At 74.2% G+C, this 20,082-nt stretch carries 19 protein-coding genes; all 19 read right to left on the reverse strand.

All coding sequences use genetic code 11. The features are described from left to right. Nucleotides 1–99: 99 nt before the first annotated feature. The 19 genes from der to steA all read right to left on the reverse strand — a co-directional run bounded on the left by der (nt 100) and on the right by steA (nt 19,874). Complete coding sequence (gene der, locus ASF50_RS09155) at nt 100–1,479, reverse strand: ribosome biogenesis GTPase Der (RefSeq protein WP_056864512.1); 1,380 nt, start codon at nt 1,477–1,479, stop codon at nt 100–102. Beyond that, nucleotides 1,476–2,339, reverse strand: coding sequence for a lysophospholipid acyltransferase family protein (locus ASF50_RS09160; protein ID WP_235557603.1), 864 nt, complete (start codon nt 2,337–2,339; stop codon nt 1,476–1,478). Before ASF50_RS09160 ends, der begins: the two co-directional genes overlap by 4 nt. Continuing rightward, nucleotides 2,336–3,085: a (d)CMP kinase gene (gene cmk, locus ASF50_RS09165; protein WP_308196113.1), complete on the reverse strand. Its 750-nt coding sequence runs from the start codon at nt 3,083–3,085 to the stop codon at nt 2,336–2,338. Before cmk ends, ASF50_RS09160 begins: the two co-directional genes overlap by 4 nt. Before the next feature lie 89 nt (nt 3,086–3,174). Continuing rightward, nucleotides 3,175–4,275, reverse strand: a complete 1,101-nt coding sequence (locus ASF50_RS09170; RefSeq protein WP_056904123.1) for a prephenate dehydrogenase — start codon at nt 4,273–4,275, stop codon at nt 3,175–3,177. Continuing rightward, nucleotides 4,268–4,663, reverse strand: coding sequence for a chorismate mutase (gene aroH, locus ASF50_RS09175; RefSeq protein WP_056904124.1), 396 nt, complete (start codon nt 4,661–4,663; stop codon nt 4,268–4,270). Before aroH ends, ASF50_RS09170 begins: the two co-directional genes overlap by 8 nt. A 158-nt stretch (nt 4,664–4,821) precedes the next feature. After that, a complete protein-coding gene (locus ASF50_RS09180) occupies nt 4,822–5,577 on the reverse strand; it encodes a pseudouridine synthase (protein ID WP_056904326.1) in 756 nt (251 codons plus the stop codon). A 65-nt stretch (nt 5,578–5,642) separates the two neighbouring features. Then, entirely contained in the window at nt 5,643–6,323 is a 681-nt protein-coding gene (gene scpB / locus ASF50_RS09185) for an SMC-Scp complex subunit ScpB (protein WP_082502946.1), read from the reverse strand. Beyond that, nucleotides 6,320–7,234, reverse strand: coding sequence for a segregation and condensation protein A (locus tag ASF50_RS09190; RefSeq protein ID WP_056904328.1), 915 nt, complete (start codon nt 7,232–7,234; stop codon nt 6,320–6,322). The genes scpB and ASF50_RS09190 overlap by 4 nt, the downstream gene beginning before the upstream one ends. Before the next feature lie 50 nt (nt 7,235–7,284). Next, nucleotides 7,285–7,722, reverse strand: coding sequence for a hypothetical protein (locus tag ASF50_RS09195; protein ID WP_056864515.1), 438 nt, complete (start codon nt 7,720–7,722; stop codon nt 7,285–7,287). Beyond that, entirely contained in the window at nt 7,707–8,681 is a 975-nt protein-coding gene (locus tag ASF50_RS09200) for a ParA family protein (protein ID WP_156697927.1), read from the reverse strand. Before ASF50_RS09200 ends, ASF50_RS09195 begins: the two co-directional genes overlap by 16 nt. Nucleotides 8,682–8,995: 314 nt before the next feature. Continuing rightward, on the reverse strand, nt 8,996–9,304 hold the full coding sequence (locus tag ASF50_RS09205) for a GNAT family N-acetyltransferase (RefSeq protein WP_056864516.1): 309 nt from the start codon (nt 9,302–9,304) through the stop codon (nt 8,996–8,998). A 26-nt stretch (nt 9,305–9,330) separates the two neighbouring features. After that, nucleotides 9,331–9,906 carry a dihydrofolate reductase family protein gene (locus ASF50_RS09210; RefSeq protein WP_056904125.1) on the reverse strand — a complete coding sequence of 192 codons (576 nt, stop codon included), beginning with the start codon at nt 9,904–9,906 and terminating at the stop codon, nt 9,331–9,333. A gap of 332 nt (nt 9,907–10,238) precedes the next feature. Further along, nucleotides 10,239–12,884, reverse strand: a complete 2,646-nt coding sequence (locus ASF50_RS09215; RefSeq protein ID WP_056904126.1) for a DEAD/DEAH box helicase — start codon at nt 12,882–12,884, stop codon at nt 10,239–10,241. Further along, nucleotides 12,881–13,843, reverse strand: coding sequence for a site-specific tyrosine recombinase XerD (locus tag ASF50_RS09220; RefSeq protein WP_227488426.1), 963 nt, complete (start codon nt 13,841–13,843; stop codon nt 12,881–12,883). The genes ASF50_RS09215 and ASF50_RS09220 overlap by 4 nt, the downstream gene beginning before the upstream one ends. Before the next feature lie 62 nt (nt 13,844–13,905). Continuing rightward, entirely contained in the window at nt 13,906–15,021 is a 1,116-nt protein-coding gene (gene ald / locus ASF50_RS09225; protein ID WP_056864520.1) for an alanine dehydrogenase, read from the reverse strand. A gap of 52 nt (nt 15,022–15,073) precedes the next feature. Beyond that, on the reverse strand, nt 15,074–15,697 hold the full coding sequence (locus ASF50_RS09230; RefSeq protein WP_056864716.1) for an NUDIX domain-containing protein: 624 nt from the start codon (nt 15,695–15,697) through the stop codon (nt 15,074–15,076). Between the two features lie 10 nt (nt 15,698–15,707). Beyond that, nucleotides 15,708–17,396 (reverse strand): CTP synthase, encoded by a 1,689-nt coding sequence (locus ASF50_RS09235; protein WP_056864521.1) that lies wholly within the window; start codon nt 17,394–17,396, stop codon nt 15,708–15,710. A 379-nt stretch (nt 17,397–17,775) separates the two neighbouring features. Continuing rightward, nucleotides 17,776–18,675, reverse strand: coding sequence for a copper transporter (locus tag ASF50_RS09240; protein ID WP_056904128.1), 900 nt, complete (start codon nt 18,673–18,675; stop codon nt 17,776–17,778). Continuing rightward, complete coding sequence (gene steA / locus ASF50_RS09245) at nt 18,672–19,874, reverse strand: putative cytokinetic ring protein SteA (RefSeq protein ID WP_056864523.1); 1,203 nt, start codon at nt 19,872–19,874, stop codon at nt 18,672–18,674. The genes ASF50_RS09240 and steA overlap by 4 nt, the downstream gene beginning before the upstream one ends. Between the last annotated feature and the right edge of the window lie 208 nt (nt 19,875–20,082).

Genomic DNA, 20,082 nt, shown 5'->3' on the forward strand with positions numbered 1-20,082 from the left:
TGCTAGGGGGAGGGGCACGGTCGTGCCCCTCCCCCTAGTACCGAGGCACCTCGCCCCGAGGCCGGGGCCCAGGAGCACTCGGGTCCGAGCCCTACCGCCTCAGCGCTTGCGCTTCTCCCGCGGTCGCTGCTCCAGCACGATCGGGGTGCCGACGAAGCCGAACTCCTCGCGCAGGCGGCGCTCGATGAAGCGCTCGTAGCCCGCGTCGAGCTTGCCCGAGGTGAAGAGCACGAAGGTCGGCGGCGCGGTGGTGGCCTGGGTGCCGAAGAGGACCTTGGGCTGCTTGCCCGAGCGCACGGGGTGCGGGTGCTCGGCGACGAGTCGCCCGAGGAACGAGTTGAGCGCACCTGTGCCGATGCGGGTCTCCCAGCCCTCGACGGCCTTCTCCAGCGCCGGCACGAGGCGGTCCACGTGCCAGCCGGTGCGGGCGGTGATGTTGATCCGTGGCGCCCACTGCACCTGCACGAGCTCGCGCTCGATCTCGCGCTCGAGGTAGTAGCGGCGCTCCTCGTCGACGAGGTCCCACTTGTTGAAGGCGATGACGAGGGCACGTCCGGCCTCGCGCACGGTCTGGATGATCCGCACGTCCTGCTCGCTGATGGACTGCCCGCCGTCGACGACCAGCACCGCCACCTCGGCGCGGTCGATCGCGGTGGTCGTGCGCAGCGAGGCGTAGTACTCGTGGCCCGAGGCCTCCTTGACCCGCTTGCGGATGCCCGCGGTGTCGATGAAGCGCCAGGTCCTTCCGCCCAGCTCGATGAGCTCGTCGACGGGGTCGACGGTCGTGCCCGCGACGTTGTCGACGACGACGCGCTCGGAGCCGGCCAGTCGGTTCAGCAGGGAGGACTTGCCGACGTTGGGCTTGCCGACGATCGCGATGCGACGCGGGCCGCCCGGGGCGGCGTCACGCTCGGGCGGGGGCTCCGGCAGGGCGGCCAGCACCGCGTCGAGCATGTCGCCCGAGCCACGGCCGTGCAGCGCGGAGACCGGCCACGGCTCGCCGAGACCGAGGTTCCAGAGACCGAAGGCCTCGGCCTCGGTGCGCTGGTCGTCCACCTTGTTGGCGGCCAGCACGACGGGCTTCTCCGAGCGGCGCAGGATCTTCACCACCGCCTCGTCGGCATCGGTGATGCCGACCGTGGCGTCGACGACGAAGAGCACGGCGTCGGCCAGCGACACCGCGATCTCGGCCTGTCCGGCGATCCGCTCGGCCAGGCCGCGGGCGTCGGGGTCCCAGCCGCCGGTGTCGACGACGGTGAAGGCACGACCGTTCCAGTGCGCGTCGTAGGAGACGCGGTCGCGGGTCACGCCGGGCACGTCCTCGACGACGGCCTCGCGCCGGCCGATGATGCGGTTGACGAGGGTCGACTTGCCGACGTTGGGGCGGCCGACGACGGCGAGCACGGGCACCGGTCCGTCACCCGTCAGGCCGGCGTCCTCGAAGGGGTCGCCGGCGTGCTCGCTCGGGCTGTCGCTCATGGTGCTCCTTGATCGGTGACCCCGGTGGCGGGGTCGGGTTCCAGGTCTCCGGGTGGCAGCGGACCGGGGAGGTCCCGCCCGGTCGACGCGCGTGATGCGGCGAGGTGCGCCAGCATGTGCTCTCGCAACAACACCGACGTGGCGGCCACGTGTTCCTTGGTGCGCGGCCACGGCTGCGGCGGCACCGTGAACGGCGCGCCGAACACGATGTCGACCATGGTCCCACGTGGCGGGAGCTCCCCGCTCCACCCACCGGGCTCGCGGGTGCCGAGGAGGGTGACGGGCACCACGGCGGCGCCGGTCGCCAGGGCGAGGTAGGCCGCTCCGCGGTGGAAGCGCTCCAGGTCACCGGCACCGCGGCGCCCCTCGGGGAAGATGCCGACGGCCCCGTCGTCGCGCAGCACCCGCAGGCAGGTCTTCACCGCCGCGGGGTCGGCGTGGAAGCGGTCGAGCGGCACCTGACCCGACCACAGCAGGAAGGTGCCCAGCCGCCCTCCGAACATCTCCGCCTTGGTCAGTGCGTGCACCGGGCGGGGCGCGAAGATGGCCAGCAGCGGGCCGTCCATGACCCCGACGTGGTTGGCGGCGAAGAGCACCGGACCGGTCGGGGGCGTGTGCTCCGCACCCTGCACCCGCACGCGGTAGCGGCGGCGCACCAGCCACGACGAGATCGGCCGCAGCCCGTGGAGCATGGCCCGGTGCGGGAAGGGGGTCGCGTCGGTGCGCGGGAGCTCGCGGTGCGCCGTACGCCGGTCGCCGCGGTCGCGTCGGGCGAGGGACCGCGGGGTGCGCGCTCCCCGTGGGCCGCTCGCGACGTGGGTGTCCCGCTCGTCCTGGGTGTCGCGGTGGGGCGGCGTCACGCGCGCGTCCCCACCGCCCGGACCAGCCCGACGACCTGGGCGACGACCTCGTCGAGGGTGAAGGGGGTGGTGTCGATGTGCACCGCGCCCTCGGCCATGGTCAGCGGGGCGGTGGCGCGGCTGGAGTCGATCCGGTCCCGGTCGAGCAGCACGGCCTGGGTGGCGGCCAGGTCGCTGCCGCCCTCCTCGGCGGCGCGACGGGCGGCACGCGCAGCGGGGTCGGCGGTGAGGTAGAGCTTCACCGGCGCGTCGGGGGCGACCACGGAGCCGATGTCACGGCCCTCGACGACGATGCCGGTGCCGCGGACGGCCTCGGCGATGACCTCGCGCTGCATGGTCAGCAGCCGCGCGCGCACCGCCGGCACGGTGCTGACCGGCGAGACCGAGCCGGTGACCGCGTCGGTGCGGATGGCGGCGGCGACGTCGGTGCCGTCGACGTGGATGGTGGGGGCCTCCGGGTCGGTGCCGGAGACGATCCGGGGCTCCTCGCAGCGCTCCGCGACGGCCGCGGCGTCGTGGACGTCGACACCCTGCTCGAGCATCCACCAGGTCATCGCGCGGAACATCGCGCCCGTGTCGAGGTAGGCCAGCCCGAGCCGGGCGGCCACGGCCCGGCAGGTGCTGGACTTGCCCGACCCCGAGGTGCCGTCCACCGCCACCACCGTGCCCTGTCGGGAGGCCGGGCCGTCGGCCTGACCGGGAGCCGGGGCGGGGTCGGACGCAGAGCTGGTGGCGGGGGTGGTCACGGTGCCGCAGCCTATCGGTGGGCGTCACCCCCGGCTGAATCCGTCGTCGCGACCCTCCGGCGCTCCGCAGCCCGCCCCCCGTCACCGCCTCAGCGGTGCGTCGTCCAGCCCCGCTCCTCCAGCGACCCGAGCAGGTGCTCGGCCCGGGTGCGGTCGACCACCAGCTCGACGAGGCCGACGGGGCGACCCGGGTCGTGGTCGATGCGGATGTCCTCGATGTTGACCTCGCTGGCCACGGCGTCGGCGAAGAGGCGGGCGAGCTCGCCGGGGTGGTCGGGCACGGCCACGAAGACCGAGCGGGTCGGGGTCGCCGGGCCACCGTGCTTGCCGGGGATGCTGCGGGTGCCGGCGACGCCGCGGTCGAGCAGCAGCTCGAGACCGGCCCGGTCGCCGGCGCTGACCGCGGCGATCATCGTCTCGAGGTCGTCGCGGACCTCGGTGAGGAGCGCGGCAACGGCCTCGGCGTTGCCCGAGACGATCTGGCCGTAGAGCCGTGGGTCGCCGGCGGCCACGCGGGTGACGTCGCGGACGCCCTGGCCCGACAGGGTCAGGTGGTTCTCCGGGGCCTCGGCCAGGCGGGCGGCCACCAGGGCGGAGAGCAGGTGGGGCACGTGGGAGGTGCGGGCCACGGCCCGGTCGTGCTCGGCCGGGGTGAGCCAGACCGGCACTCCCCCGCACAGCCGCACGAGGTCCTCCACGAGCTCGACGGCCTCGACGTCGGCGGCGGCGTGCGGGGTGATCGCCCAGGGTCGGCCGTCGAAGAGGGCGGCCGTGGCGGCCAGGGGGCCGGAGCGCTCGCTGCCGGCCATCGGGTGGCTGCCGACGTAGCGGTGGGCCCCCGCGCTGTCGGCGACGTCAGCGAGCGGGCCCGACTTGATGCTGCCCACGTCGGTGACGACGGCGTCGCCGTCGGCCAGGGCGGCGGCGATGACCCGCCCGAGGTGGTCGGGCGGCACCGCGACGACCACCAGCTGCGGGTGGTCGTCGGGGCGTCGGGGTCGGCCGGCGCCGAGCCCGGAGGCGGTGCGGACGTTCTCCGACGAGACGTCGGTGAGGAGCACCTCGATCCCGGCGCGGGTGCAGGCCAGGCCGATCGAGGCCCCCACGAGACCGGCGCCGACGACCTCGACCGGTCCGACCAGGCGCGGGACCCGGTCGGCGACGGCCGGGGGCTCCGGGGCCTCAGGCATCGGGGTCGGCGTCGGGCACCGAGCGCACCCGGGTCAGGTCGCTGCGCAGCGCGGCGGCCCCGTGGAGGTAGACGTGGGTGATGTCGGCGCGCGGCAGGTCGGTCTCGACGTGGGCCATCATCCGCACGACGCGGGGCATCGACCGCTCGATCTCGAGCTCGCGGGCGCAGATCAGCGGCACGTCGCCGAAGCCGAGCTGGCGCGCGGCGTAGGCCGGGAACTCCGAGACCAGGTCACTGGTGGCGGTGAAGATGACGGAGATGAAGTCGTCGACCTCCAGGCCGTTGGAGGTCATCGCGTCGGTGACCATCTCCGCGACGCGGTCGAGCATGTGGTCGCGGGTGTCCTCGTCGAGCTGGGTGGCCCCCCGGATGGCTCGCACTGCCACGTCTGCTCCTCGTCTCGTCGGTTCTCGTCGGTTCTCGTCGGTTCGCGCTGTGTCGCGCCGTGTCTCGCAGGTGCGCCGGTCCTGGTCGCCGCGCCTCGGCCCTGCCGCTCGGCCGGCCTCAGGCTAGCGAGCGCCGGGCGCCGGCCCGGTGCCCGGCCTTAGAGCTGGGACGCGTCGAGCAGCACCCCGAGCTCGTCGGTGGTGAGGTCGCGCAGCTCCCCCGGGGCCAGTCGGCCCAGCTCGACCGGCCCGATGGCGGTGCGGGTCAGCCGGGTCACGGGGTGGCCGACGTGGTCGAGCAGGCGCCGCACGATGCGGTTGCGGCCCTCGTGGATGACCAGCTCGACGATGCTGCGACCCGGGGAGTTGCGCCCGTGCCCGCCGCTGACCACGCGGGCCCGCGAGACGGTGACCGGGCCGTCGTCGAGCTCGACGCCCGCGAGCAGCTGCTTGAGGGTGCGCTGGTAGACCTCGCCCTCCACCTCGGCGACGTAGGTCTTGTCGACCTCGTAGGACGGGTGGGCCATCCGCTGGGCGAAGTCGCCGTCGTTGGTGAGCATGAGCAGCCCGGAGGTGTCGGTGTCGAGGCGACCGACGTGGAAGAGCCGCTCGGGACGGTCGGCCACGACGTCGGAGAGCGTGCGCCGCCCCTCGGGGTCCGACATCGTCGAGACGACGCCGCGCGGCTTGTTCAGCACCAGGTAGACGTGGGGGCTGATCGGTGGCAGCCGCTTGCCGTCGACGCGGATCACCGCGGTGCGCGGGTCGACCTTCGTGCCGAGCCGGGTCACCACCTCGCCGTCGACGACCACGTGGCCCTCGAGCATCAGCTCCTCGCACTTGCGTCGCGAGGCGACGCCCGATTGGGCCAGCAGCTTCTGCAGCCGGATCTGGCCGTCGTCGTCGGTCTGCACCTGCGGGCCGCTGCCCTGCCGGTCGCCGGTCTGCTCGCCGGTCTGGTCGCCGGTCTGGTCGCTGGTCACGTGGGCTCCGTTCCACCGTCGGGCTCGGTGCCCGGTCCGGTCCGTGGCGCGGCCGCGGCGGCCACGCCCTCGAGGTCGTCCTCGAGGTCGTCCATGTCAGGGAGGTAGGGCGCGAGCTCGGGCAGCTCGTCGAGCGAGGTCACCCCGATGCGCTCCAGGAAGTACGTGGTGGTGCGGTAGAGGTGGGCGCCGGTCTCGGCGTCGTTGCCGGCCTCCTCGACCAGACCGCGCGCGAGCAGGGTGCGCATCACCCCGTCGACGTTGACGCCGCGCACCGCCGAGACGCGGGCCCGCGAGACGGGCTGCTTGTAGGCCACGACCGCGAGCGTCTCGAGCGCGGCCTGGGTCAGCCGCGCCGACTGCCCCTCGAGCACAAAGGCCTCCACCACCGCGGCGTGCTCCTCGCGGGTGTAGTAGCGCCAGCCACCGGCCACGTGGCGCAGCTCGAAGCCGCGGCCCTGCTCGGCGTACTCCTCGGCCAGCAGCTGCAGCGCCGCCACGACGTCGGCCACGGGGTGTCGCACCGCCGTGGCCAGCGAGACGGCGTCGAGGGGCTGGTCGGCCACCATCAGCACGGCCTCGAGCGAGGGCCGCAGCGCCACGACGGGTACGCCGTCACCCTGCGGGCCCGTCGAGGTCGCCTCCGCACCTGCGGGGCCGGTGTCATGCTCGCTCACGGCTGCTCCTGCGTCGTCGCGGGGTCGGGCTGGGGGTCGGGCTGGGGCTCGGGCTCGGGGTCGGGCGGAGCGCCGTCGAACTCGTCGGTGACCAGGTCCTCGACGTCGGTGTCCTCGTCGCCGGTCCAGCGCACGCTCAGCTCCCCGAGCGGGTCGATCTGGTCGAAGGACACCACGCCCTCGCGGAAGAGCTCGAGCAGCGACAGGAAGCGTGCCACGGTGGTGAGGGTGTCGGGGGCGTCGCCGCACAGGGCGCGGAAGGTGAGCGTGCCGGCGCGGCGCAGCCGCTCGGCGACCACGGCCGCCTGCTCGCGCACCGACACGGTGGTGGCGTGGATGTGCTGGAGCGAGACCTCCGGCAGCGGCTTGGGCTCCAGGGCGCGCGCCGCCAGCGCGGCGAACTGCTCGAGGCCGATCCCGATCAGCACCTCGGGGAGCAGCGTGGCGAAGCGCTCCTCCAGCCCGACCGCGCGGGGGTGGCGCAGCGACTCCCCGGCCAGGCGACGCTCGAGCACCCCGGCGACCTGCTTGAACGCCTTGTACTGCAGCAGCCGGGCGAAGAGCAGGTCGCGGGCCTCGAGCAGCGCCAGGTCCTCCTCGTCCTCGACGTCTCCCTGGGGCAGCAGCCGGGCCGCCTTGAGGTCGAGCAGGGTGGAGGCCACCAGGAGGAACGACGTGGTCCGCTCGAGGTCGCCCACCGCGTCGCGAGGACCGCCGCCGGGCACGGGACGGTCGCGCAGGGCCTTGACGTGGGCGATGAACTCGTCGGTCACCTGCGAGAGGCTGACCTCGGTCACGTCCAGCTTGTGCTTGGAGATCAGGCTCAGCAGCAGGTCGAAGGGTCCCTCGAAGTTGACCAGCCTGACCTCGAAGGCGTCCGAGCCGGCAGGGCCGGCCCCCTCGCCGGCCACGTCACCAGCCCTGTCACCAGCCACGTCACCGGCCACGGTCCCGACCGTGGTCACTCCCGGGTCAGCCGCCGCACGAGCGCGCTGTCCTCGCCGTCGGCCTCGAAGTCGGCCAGCACCATCGCGACCGCCTCCCGCACGAGCCGGCCGCGGTCCACGGCCAGCCCGTGGCCGCTGCGCAGCGCGAGGCGCGCGTGCTCGATGGCCAGCAACTCCTCGGAGGTGATGTAGACCGTCATCTTCTCGTCGTGGCGCACCCGGCCGCTCGGCTTGGCCGCCCCGCGCCGCGCGCGTGGGGCCGCGGCGGGATCAGCGGGATCGGCGGGCTCGCCGGCGGATCCGGCGCCCCGGTCGTCGCCGGGGGCGCCGGGCGCCCCGTCGGGTGCTTCCGGGGAGGCGGGCGAAGCGTGGTCGCCGGTCTGCGGCGGGGTCGGGTCGGCCGTCGGGCGGAAGAGGTCGTCGGCCGAGGGGAGGCTCACCCGGCGAGCCACCGGGCCAGCACCTCCTTGGCCAGCGTGCGGTAGGAGTCGGCGCCCGCGGAGGCCGAGGCGTAGGACGTGATGGGCTCGCCGGCGACGGTGGCGTCGGAGAACTTCACGGTGCGCCGGATCACGGTGTGGAAGACGGTGTCGCCCCAGGCCTGCACCAGTCGCTCCATGACCTCGCGGCTGTGCAGGGTGCGCCCGTCGAACATGGTGCCGAGCACGCCGTCGATCTCCAGGCGCGGGTTGAGCCGCTCGCGCACCTTGTCGATGGTGGTCTTGAGCAGCGCCACGCCGCGCAGCGCGAAGTACTCGCACTCCAGCGGCACGATGACCCCGTCGGAGGCGGTCAGCGCGTTGACGGTGAGCAGCCCCAGCGAGGGCTGGCAGTCGATGATGATGACGTCGTAGCGCTCCAGCGCGGGCGCGAGCACCCGCTGCAGGGTCTGCTCGCGCGCGACCTCCTGCACCAGCTGCACCTCGGCGGCGGAGAGGTCGATGTTGGAGGGCAGCAGGTCCATGCCGGGCACCCCGGAGGGCACGACGACGTCCTCGAGGGTGACGTCGCGCTCCATCAGCAGGTTGTAGACCGTCATGTCCATCTCGTGGGGATTGAGCCCCAGCCCGACCGACAGCGAGCCCTGCGGGTCGAAGTCGACGAGCAGCACCTTGCGACCGAACTCCGCCAGCGACGCACCGAGGTTGATCGTCGTGGTGGTCTTGCCCACGCCGCCCTTCTGGTTGCACATCGACACCACGCGCGCGCGCCCGTGCTCGGCCACGGGGCCGGGCTCGGGGATCAGCGGCATCGGGCGGCCGGTGGGGCCGAGGTCGCCGACGGCGGTCGCCTTCGCGGAGACCGCCGGGGTGGCCGGCCGCGCCGAGGGCGGGCGCTCGAACGGGAGGGGCTCGGTCAACTGCTGCTCTTCTCCGAGGGTGGGGGTCGGCGTGCGGAACCGGGGCGGCATCTCGTGGGCGCTGCTGCCCCCGGGTCCGGGGACCATTCCACCATCGCTCATCGGGCGCTCCTCGCTCGGGATCCCCACGTCGGCGCCACCGGGGCGCCGCACCGGGATCCTGCCTCCGTGTCGACACGACGACATGTCGGTCGACGTCCGCGCGAGCCTAGGTCCGCCCACCCCCGGCGACAACCCGGTGGCCGTCCTCCCCAGCCCGGTGCCCCGATCTGTGCACGGATTGTGGAGGAGGTCCCGGGGTTCTGCACAGGCACCTCCCCACCTGGGGACGAACCTGTGGAGGAGCCGGTGCGGTCCGAGCGGCCTCAGACCACCAGGTCGGCGTAGTCGGGGTGCTTGCCGATCCAGCCGGCGATGAAGGGGCACTGCGGCTCCACGCGGCGCTCCCCCGCCGCGCGCACCTCGTCCAGCGCCGCGCGGGCCAGCGCCGAGCCGACGCCGCGGCCCTCGAAGCCGTCGCGCACGACCGTGTGGGTGAAGACCACCCGGGCCGGGTCGTCGCCGAGCTCGTAGACCGCGACACCGGCCAGCTCGGGCCCGTCGTACGCCGCCCAGCGCGACTCGCCCGGCTCGTGCCTGACCGTGACCCCCGACGTCCGCGCCTGCTCGCTCATGGCCCCAGCCTAGGCCGCGACCGGGCTCACGCCCCCGAGGCGCGAGCGGTGTAGACCGACAGCACGACCCCGCCCGCGAGGGTGCTGCTGGAGACGTGCGTGAACCGGCGCAGACCCGCTCCGCGGACCACGGGCACGCCCTCGCCGAGGAGCACCGGGTGCACCTTGAGGTGGACCTCGTCGATCTCCTCGACGAGCTGCCCGGCGAGGTCGCCGCCCCCGCACAGCCAGATGTCGCCCCCCGGCGCGGCCTTGAGCTCCCTGACGCGGGCCGCGAGGTCGCCCTCCCACCGGTGCTGGGTCGGGTCCTCGGGCAGGTCGGCGTGGGTCGCGACGTACTGCGTGAGGTGCGGGTAGGCGCTGGTCAGCCCGGCCGCGAGCGCCGGGCGGTGGGTGGCCGCGCCCATGACGACGGTGTCGAAGCGCACCGGCGGGCCGCTGATGCCGAAGACCTCGCGCAGGTGGGCGGGGCAGGTGTCGGGGTAGGCCGCGAGCGCGGCGGCGGCCGACTCCAGGTCCTCCTCGAGCACGGAGGTGTCGCCGCCGGGTCCGGCGATGAAGCCGTCGAGGGAGGTGGCGACCAGGTAGACCAGCGAGCGCACGGGCGGCTCCTCGGTGTGTGTGTGTGGGGGCGGGGGCGGGGGCGCCCAGGCTCACAGCCCCCGCCACCCCACCGCAACCGCATTCACGAGCCGGTGCTCGAGCAGCGAGCCACCCCGGTGGTCGAGGAGCGAGCGCCGGCGAGCGTCTCGAAACCACCCACCACCCCGGGGCTCGAGCAGTGAGCCCACGCCCGGTGGTTGAGGAGCGAGCGCCGGCGAGCGTCTCGAAACCACCCACCACCCCGGGGCTCGAGCAGCGAGCCCACCCCCGGTGGTTGAGGAGCGAGCGCCAGCGAGCGTCTCGAAACCACCACTCGCCCAGCGGCCCGGCCTCAGCCCCCCAGCCGCCGGAAGGCGGTGGTGGCCAGCACCAGCTCGCCGATCTCGTCGGAGGCGTCGAGGTCGGCGGTGGCCTCCACGACCCAGTCGTGGTGCCCCTCGGGGTCGTGCACGGTCTGGCGCACCAGCAGCAGCCGCGCAGTGCCCCCGTCCCCGTCGCCGTCGACCCCGGCGGGCACGCCGACCGTCTCCTCCACCTGCAGCAGCGCGGGCCCGCGCGCGTCGGGCCCCAGCTCGACCCGGTCGTGCTCGGCGTAGTAGTCCTCGATCGCGGCGTCCCACACCGAGCGGGTGACCACGACCGCGCGGGGCGGGTCGGTGCGGTCGGCCGCGGCCCGCTCGAGGGCCATCAGGCCGTCGAGGTCGTCGCGCGCCACGAGCTCCACCCGGCGCCACATCGCGTTGCGCACCATGACGGCGAAGGCCCGGCCCTGCTTGGAGATCGGGCGTGGCGAGGCGGGCGGGCCGGAGCCGGCGAGCTCCGCCGCGCGCCGGGCGACGGCCTCGGGGTCGGTCATCGCCTCCCACTCGTCGAGCAGCGAGGAGTCGGTCTGGCGGATCGTCTCGCCCAGCCACTCGGCGAGGTCGTCGAGCTCGGGGGTGCGGTGGCGCTCGGGCACGGTCACGCGCAGCGTGCGGTAGGCGTCGGTGAGGTAGCGCAGCACCAGGCCCTCGGAGCGGGCGAGCTGGTAGCGGCCGACGAAGTCGGTGAAGCCCATCCCCTGCTCGTACATCTCGCGCACGATGGACTTCGGCGCCAGCGCGTCCTCGGAGAGCCACGGGTGGCTCTGCCGATAGATCTCGTACGTCGTGCCCAACAGCTCCGCGAGGGGCTGGGGCCACGTGATCTCGTCGAGCAGCGCCATCCGCTCGTCGTACTCCACGCCGTCGGCCTTCAGCTCGGCGACGGCCTCGCCGCGCGCGGCCCACTGCTGGGCGAGCAGGATCTGCCGGGGCGCCTCGAGCACGGCCTCGACGACCGAGACGAGGTCGAGGGTGTGGTCGTCGGCCTCGGGGTCGAGCACCTCGAAGGCGGCCAGCGCGAAGTGCGCCAGCGGCTGGTTGAGGGCGAAGTCGTCGGGCAGGTCGACGGTGAGCACGTAGCGCCGGCCGAGCTCGTCGGGCTCCTCGAGCCGGGTCACGGTGCCCGACTGCACCAGGCTGCGGGTCAGCCGCAGCGCGCGGCGCGCCAGGCGCACGCGGTTGCGGCGGTCCTCGTGGTTGTCGGTGAGCAGCCGCCGCAGCACCGCGAAGGCGTCCTCGTCACGGGCCAGGACGTTGATGATCATCGAGTTGTCGACCCGCATGCGCGAGACCAGCTGCTCGGGGGTGCCCTCGACGAGCTTGTCGAAGGTCTGCTCGGTCCACACCACCGAGCCCTCGGGGGGCTTGCGCAGCTGGGCCTTGCTCTTGCGCTTGGCCTGCTTCTCCGCGCTCATCGCGGCGTTCTTGGCCTCGGCCTTGCGCTTGGCCTTCTCGTTCTCGATGGTGTGCTCGGGGGCCTGCACGACCACGTAGCCGCGGGTGTCGTAGCCGGCGCGGCCGGCCCTCCCGGCGATCTGGAGGAACTCGCGGCTGCGCAGCACCCGCTGTCGGTTGCCGTCGAACTTCGCGAGCCCGGTGAAGAGCACCGTGCGGATCGGCACGTTGATGCCGACGCCGAGGGTGTCGGTGCCGCAGATGACCGAGAGCAGACCGGCCTGGGCCAGCTGCTCGACCACGCGTCGGTAGCGGGGCAGCATGCCGGCGTGGTGCACGCCGATGCCGCGGCGCAGCAGCTTGGAGAGCGTCTTGCCGAAGCCGGCGCCGAAGCGGAAGCCCGCGAGCCGCTCGGCCAGCTCGTCGGCCGGCTTGGGCACCCACTTCGCGTTGAGCAGCGCGGTGGCCTGCTCGACCGCGGCGGCCTGGGTGAAGTGCACGACGTAGACGGGGGCCTGGCCGGTGGTGACCAGCTCCTCGAGCTGCTCGAGCAGCGGGGTGAGCGACCAGGTGAAGTCCAGCGGCACGGGCCGCTCGGCGTCGTCGACCACGGCGGTCTCGCGCCCGGTGCGCCGGGTGAGGTCGGCGGCGAGGTCCGTGACGTCGCCGAGGGTCGCCGACATCAGCAGGAACTGCACGTCGGTCAGCTCGATCAGCGGCACCTGCCAGGCCCAGCCGCGGTCGGGCTCGGCGTAGAAGTGGAACTCGTCCATCACGACCAGGCCGACGTCGGCGCCCGCCCCCTCCCGCAGCGCGAGGTTGGCCAGCACCTCGGCGGTGCAGCAGATGATCGGGGCGTCGGCGTTGACCGAGGCGTCGCCGGTGAGCATGCCGACGTTGTCGGCCCCGAAGACCTGGCAGAGCGCGAAGAACTTCTCGCTCACCAACGCCTTGATGGGCGCGGTGTAGAAGGACACCTCGTCGCGGGCCAGCGCCGCGGCGTGAGCGGCCACCGCCACGAGCGACTTGCCCGACCCGGTGGGGGTGGCCAGCACGACGTTGCTGCCTCCCAGCAGCTCGATGACGGCCTCGTCCTGGTGGGGGTAGAGCGAGACCCCGGTGCCCGCGGCCCAGGCCACGACGGCGTCGTAGACCTCGTCGTCGCCGGCGCCCACGCGCGGCGGCCAGGCGGCGGCCGCGCCGCCCTCGGCGGCGCTCATCCGCGCGCTCGCGGGTGGGAGGTGGCGAAGACCTCGCGCAGGTTGTCCACCGTCACCAGCGTGTAGACCTGGGTGGTGGTCACGGAGGCGTGGCCCAGGAGCTCCTGCACGACGCGGACGTCGGCGCCCCCGTCGAGCAGGTGGGTGGCGAAGGAGTGGCGCAGCGTGTGCGGGGAGACGTCGCGGGTCACGCCGGCCCGGTCGGCGGCCTTGGCCAGCACGGCCCAGGCCGACTGCCGCGAGAGCCGGCCCCCGCGGGCGTTGACGAAGAGCGCTCCAGCCGGGCCCGTGCCCGTCGCGGCCGCGACCAGCTCCGGGCGACCACGCACGAGGTAGGCCTCCACCGCCTCCAGGGCGTAGGAGCCGACCGGCACGATCCGCTCCTTGCCGCCCTTGCCGCGCAGCAGCACCGTGCCCGGCACGGCAGCCAGCCCGGGCTCGGCGGCGCCGCTGCGGTCGAGGTCGTCGACGTCGAGCCCCACGGCCTCCGAGATCCGCGCACCGGTGCCGTAGAGCACCTCCAGCAGCGCCCGGTCGCGCAGCGCGAGCGCGGTGCCGGGGGCGCCTGCGGCCTCCAGGATCGCCTCCACGTCCGACAGGGGCAGCGCCTTGGGCAGCCGCTTGGCCGGGGCCGGCGGCTTGACCCCGGCCGCCGGGTCGGCCTGGGCGAGGCCGTCGGCCACGGCGAAGCGGTGGAAGCCGCGCACGGCCACCACCGTGCGGGCCGCCGACGTCGCGCTCAGCGGCGGGTGCTCGGCGTCGCCCTCGCGCAGCGCGACGAGGAAGTCCGAGACCACCGCCTCGGTCACCTCGTCGAGGCTCGAGACCCCACGGGCCGCGAGGTGGGCGAGGTAGCGGCGCAGGTCGCGGCGGTAGGACGACAGGGTGTTGGTCGCCAGGCCGCGCTCGACCGAGAGGTGGTCGAGGTAGGTGCGCACGGCGACGCGGGGGCCCGTCACGTCCCCGGTGCCTCCCCCGTCACCCACCGTCGCGGGCTCCTGCGCGAGCGTCGGCACCCGGGTCAGGCCAGCACGCTGTCGAGGGAGACCGCGTCGACGCCGACGGCCTCGCCCACGGGGGCGTTGGTGAGCTGCCCGGCGTGGGTGTTGAGCCCCAGCGCCAGGCTGCGGTCGTCGCGGCAGGCCTGCAGCCAGCCCTTGCCGGCCAGCGCCACGGCGTAGGGCATGGTGGCGTTGGTGAGCGCGTAGGTCGAGGTGGTCGGCACGGCGCCGGGCATGTTCGCCACGCAGTAGAAGACCGAGTCGTGCACGGCGTAGGTCGGGTCCGCGTGGGTCGTGGGGCGGGTGTCCTCGAAGCAGCCGCCCTGGTCGACGGCGATGTCGACGAGCACCGAGCCGGGCTTCATGGCCGCGACCAGCTCGTTGGAGACCAGCTTGGGGGCCTTGGCGCCGGGGATGAGCACGGCCCCGATGACCATGTCGGCCTGGGTGACGTGCTGCTCGATGGCCAGCTTGGAGGAGGCCAGGCCGTGCACGCGGTTGTCGTAGCGCCAGAAGGACATGCGCAGCTTGTCGAGGTCGGTGTCGAGCAGGGTGACGTCGGCGCCCATGCCGAGGGCGATGTTGGCGGCGTTCTGCCCCGAGACACCCGCGCCGATGACGACGACCTTGGCGTTGGCGACGCCGCCGACGCCGCCGAGGAGCACCCCGCGACCGCCCTGGGCCTTGAGCAGCGCGTGGGCGCCGACCTGCGGGGCCAGGCAGCCGGCGACCTCCGACATCGGGTAGAGCAGCGGGAGCCCCCCGGAGGGCAGCTGCACGGTCTCGTAGGCGATCGCGGTGACCTTGCGCCTCATCAGCTCGGCGGTCAGCGTCGGGTCGGCGGCCAGGTGGAGGTAGGTGAAGAGGAGCTGGCCCTCCCGCATGCGGTGGTACTCCTCGGCCACGGGCTCCTTGACCTTCAGCACCATCTCGGCCTCGCCCCACACGGCGTCGGCGTCGGGCAGCAGCGTGGCGCCGGCGGCGGCGTAGTCGTCGTCGCTGATCTGGGAGCCGACGCCGGCGCCGGTCTCCACGACGACCTCGTGGCCGTGGGCCACCAGCTCGTGGACACCCAGCGGCGTCAGGGCCACCCGGTACTCGTGGTTCTTGACTTCCTTCGGGACGCCGACCTTCACCTGACACTCCTGTCATCACGGGGCCCCACGACGCTGTGGGGTGCGAGCGACACTATCGGGACGCGCGCGCCGATCCCGCCAGGCCCCTGGCGTGCGCGGCGAGCACCGCGATCACGACGGGCGCGTCGCGCAGGCGGCCGTCGAGCACCGCCTCGACCATGTCGTCGAAGGCCACCCAGCCCGTCTCCATCTCGGCCTCCTCGTGGGCCGGCACGAAGTCGCCGCGCCCCACCTCGCGCAGACCCCGCGCGAGGTAGATGTGGGCCAGCTCCTCGGAGATCCCCGGCGAGGAGTACGTCGACACCAGGTGGGTCCACTCCTGCGCCTCGTAGCCGGCCTCCTCGACCAGCTCGCGGCGCGCGACGTCGACCGGCTCCTCGCCGTCGACGTCGAGCAGCCCGGCGGGGAGCTCCACGAACCGGGTCTGCGCCGCGTGGCGGTACTGCCACAGGCACAGCACCCGCTCCTCGTCGTCGACGGCCAGGATGACCGCGGCGCCGGGGTGCTCGAGCACCACGCGGCGGAAGGGCTCCTCCTCGGGGTGGCCGGGGCGCTGGATGCGGTCCTCGCGCAGGGCCACGACCCAGCCGTCGCGGTGCAGGTCGCCGCTCGAGCGGACCGGCCAGGAGGCCGGCTCGTCGCGCAGCGCGGGCTGCGTCTCCGCGCCGTCGTCCACCGCGCCCACCTCAGGCCTCCGCGGCGTCGCGGCGCACGAGCTCGGCGTCGATCGGGAACCGCAGCTCCTTCTGCCGCTCGATGGCCGCGCCGACCAGGCCCGCGAAGAGCGGGTGCGGCCGGGTCGGGCGCGAGCGCAGCTCGGGGTGGGCCTGGGTGGAGACGTAGTAGGGGTGCACCTCGCGGGGCAGCTCGACGAACTCCACGAGGCTGTCGTCGGGGGCCGTGCCGGAGAAGACCAGGCCGGCCTCCTCGAGCCGGGCGCGGTAGGCGTTGTTGACCTCGTAGCGGTGGCGGTGCCGCTCGTGCACCAGCGCCTCGCCGTAGGCGGCGCGCACGACGGTGCCGTCCTTGAGCGCCGCGGGGTAGAGCCCGAGGCGCATCGTGCCGCCGAGGTCGCCGGCCCCCTCCACGTACTCCTTCTGCTCGGCCATCGTCGCGATGACCGGCTCGGGGGTCTCGGGGTCGAACTCCGTGGAGCCGGCCTGCTCGAGGCCCAGGACGGTGCGGGAGTACTCGATCACCATGCACTGCAGGCCCAGGCACAGCCCGAGGGTGGGCAGGCCGTGGGTGCGGGCGTAGGTGAGGGCGCCGAGCTTGCCCTCGAGGCCGCGGATGCCGAAGCCGCCGGGCACGCAGACGGCGTCGAGGTCCTGCAGGTTCCGCGCGGCGCCCGCCGGGGTGGCGCAGTCGTCGGAGGGGATCCAGCGCAGGTTGACCTTGGCCTCGTGGGCGAAGCCACCGGCGCGCAGCGCCTCGGCCACCGAGAGGTAGGCGTCGGGAAGGTCGATGTACTTGCCGACCAGGCCGATGGTCACCTCCTCCTTGGGGTGGTGCACGCGGCGCAGCAGGTCGTCCCACAGCGTCCAGTCGACGTCGCGGAAGGGCAGGTCGAGACGTCGCACGACGTAGGCGTCGAGGCCCTCACGGTGCAGCACCTTCGGGATGTCGTAGATCGACGGGGCGTCGGCCGCGGTGACCACGGCCTCCTCGTCGACGTCGCACATCAGCGAGATCTTCTTCTTGATCGAGGCCGGCAGCTCGCGGTCGGCGCGGCACACGACGGCGTCGGGCTGGATGCCGACCTGGCGCAGCGCGGCCACGGAGTGCTGGGTGGGCTTGGTCTTCAGCTCCCCCGACGGGCCGATGTAGGGCACCAGCGAGACGTGCAGGAAGAAGCAGTTGCCACGCCCGATGTCGTGGCGCACCTGGCGCGCGGCCTCGAGGAAGGGCAGCGACTCGATGTCGCCGACCGTGCCACCGACCTCGGTGATGACGACGTCGACGTCCTCGCCGCCCATGGCGAGCACGCGCTCCTTGATCTCGTTGGTGATGTGCGGGATCACCTGCACCGTGTCGCCGAGGTAGTCGCCGCGGCGCTCCTTGGCGATGACGCTGGAGTAGACCTGGCCGGTGGTGACGTTGGCGATCTGGCCGAGGTCGGTGTCGAGGAAGCGCTCGTAGTGGCCGATGTCGAGGTCGGTCTCGGCGCCGTCGTTGGTCACGAAGACCTCGCCGTGCTGGAAGGGGTTCATCGTCCCCGGGTCGACGTTGAGGTACGGGTCGAGCTTCTGCATCGTCACCCGCAGCCCCCGCGAGCGCAGCAACCGGCCCAGGCTGGACGCCGTGAGCCCCTTGCCGAGCGAGGAGGCGACGCCTCCGGTGACGAATACGTGCTTGGTCGGCCCTGGGTTCCTCACGGAACTCCACCCTACGTCAGGTCGGCCCGCCCCGTGACAACCCGCCGCGACACGCACCCGCACGGTGACCGACGAGACACCGACGCCGGCCGAGGAGGCGGAGCCAGCGACCGTCTCCACACCACCCGACCCGAACCCGGTCCAGTCCAGTCCAGTCCAGTCCAGTCCGGCATGGTCGACGACCACGCCCCAGCACGGTGGTTGAGGAGGCAGCGCCAGCGACCGTCTCGACACCACCCGACCCGAACCCGGTCCAGGTCCAGGTTCGCGACCACGCCCCAGCACGGTGGTTGAGGAGGGAGCGCCAGCGACCGTCTCGAAACCACCCGACCCAGCCGTCCAGCACAGCGACGTCAGGACGACGACCGCCGCCCCGACGTCAGTCGACCGGCACGGCCCCGTCGGCTCCGGCGACCCCGAAGTCGCCCCCGGCCCCCGACGGCGCGCGGAGCAGGGCGAGCAGGGTGGTGACCTGTCCCGGCGCGGTCTCGACCCCGTCCACGCTCGGGACGCCCTCGACGCCGCCGTCCTCGCGCAGCGTCGCCAGCACCCCGTCGGCCCCCGACGACGTCGGCCCGGCGAGCACGACGCCCTGCGTCGTCGCGGAGAGCCCGCTCAGCAGGTCCTGGAGCACGTCGGGGTCGACCTGCTGGTCGTCGCCGAGCACCACGACGAGCAGCGGCGCCAGGGCGGCGTCGGGCTCCGGCGAGGTCACCAGGCCGGCCTCGCTGAGGCTGTCGCGCACGGTGCGGCCGGCGTCGGTCACCTCGCCACCGGCCTCGGAGGAGCTGCCCACGGCCAGCCCCGTCAGCTGTCCCAGCCTCACGTACGCCGGCGCGTCGGGGTCGACGCCCCGGGCCGCCGGTGCGTCGCCGAGCTGCTCGAGCACCTGCGTGCCGAGGCTGTCCACCAGGGTGCTCGACGTCGGGTCGGTCAGCCGGGCCTGGAGCTCGTAGCGCGCGGCGACCTCGCCGCCGGCGACCTGCACCTGCTCGGAGAGCGCGGTGAGCGTGTCCTCGTCGGCGCCCGGCAGCGCCAGCAGCGCCACGGGACGGTCGGCGAGCGCGTCGTCGTAGAGCCGCGCCGCCGTCGCGCTGGCGAAGGCCTCGCCGTAGCCGGCCTGGGCGATCGGCCCGGTCTCGGCCGAGGCCTGACGGGCGGTGGCGGTGTCCCGCTCTCGGCCGAGCTCACTGAGCGGACCCCCACCGAGCACGACCCCGACGGCCAGGGCGAGGAAGACGGCGACGAGCGAGACGACGTGGTGGCGGTACGAGATCACGGGAGGAGTCCTTGCAACAGGTCGGAGAGGGTGCGGCCGAGGTCGGCGAGGGCGTCCGCGCCCTGGTCGGCCCAGGACTGGCCCACGGGAGTGACGGCCACGGCGGCGGCGAGGGCGAGCAGACCGGCCAGCATCACCAGTAGCAGGTGGACCGGACGCACGCGCCCGGAGTAGAGCCGGGGCACCGCGTCGGCGTCGACGAGCCGCGCGCCCAGGGCGAGGCGCACCAGGTGGCTCCCGGCCGCGCTCGAGCGGGTCCGGTCGAGCAGGTCGGTGAGACCACCCGCCAGCCCGACACCGACGACGAGGGCCGGGTCGTGGGCGTCGACGGTCAGCAGCGCGGCGTCGGCGGCGTCGAGGGAGGTGGCCAGCCGCGAGGGCCGGATGCCGAGGCGGTCGAGGGAGTCGGCGACGTCGCTGCGGCCGAGGTCGCCCACGAGCACCACGTCGCCGGCGGCGCGCAGCGTGCGCGCAGAGGGCAGCGTCGGCCGGTCGTGGCGCAGGTCGACCACCACGACGTCGACGTGCAGACCGGCGGCGACCACGCTGTCGGCGAGGTCGGCGGCGGCCACGACCACCGGCTCCTGCTCGCGCAGGAACGGCCGCAGCTGCGCCAGCTGCTCGCGGTGCCGCGCGCCGGCGGCCACGAGGACCACGGTGCGCCCCCGCACCGCGGTGGCCAGACGTGGGAGGCCCTCGCGGTGCAGCAGGAGGGGCTCCTCGCGCCGCAGCAGCTCGGTGCCGTGGTGGCTGATGGTCTCGAGCTGGGTCGCCAGTCCGCTGCGCGCGGCGTCGAGGTCCTCGCGCAGCACGCCGAGGTCGACGCTGCGACCGGGCACCTGCTCCCCGCTGTCGAGGTGGAGCACGCCGTCCTCGACCACCACGCGCGCACCGTCGCGCAGTCGCGAGCGACCCGCGGCACCGAGACCGTCGACGAGCACGATGCCGGCCTCGGCCAGCACCAGCGGCCCCTGGGCGGGGAAGCGCCCCGAGACGAAGGGCGAGACGTTCACGACCGCCGACACTCCCGCTCCCACGAGGCGTCGCGCCGTGGCGCGGTCGAGGTCGCTGTGGTCGAGCACGGCCACGTCCCCCGACCGCAGCCGCGGCAGGAGGTCGCTGGTGCGGGCCTCGAGCCTCAGAGGGCCGACGAGGCCGGTGGTCTCGGGGGCGGGACGCAGTCTTTCGGGGAGCCTCATGACCGCCCCATGCTGACATCCGCCCGGCACCGTCCCGGGCACCTCGACGCGCCGGGCGCGTCGACCCGCCCGTGCCTGTCCCGACCCGCGCCGCCGCCCGTCGACGGGCCCGCCGGACGCGCCGGGCCGCTCGGTCGCGCCGGTCCGCCGGGCCGGTCCGTCGCGCCGGTCCGTCGCGCCGGTCGCTCGCGCCGGTCGGTCGCGCCGG

This window comes from Nocardioides sp. Leaf307 (genome assembly GCF_001423135.1).
Classification (GTDB): Bacteria; Actinomycetota; Actinomycetes; order Propionibacteriales; family Nocardioidaceae; genus Nocardioides; species Nocardioides kribbensis.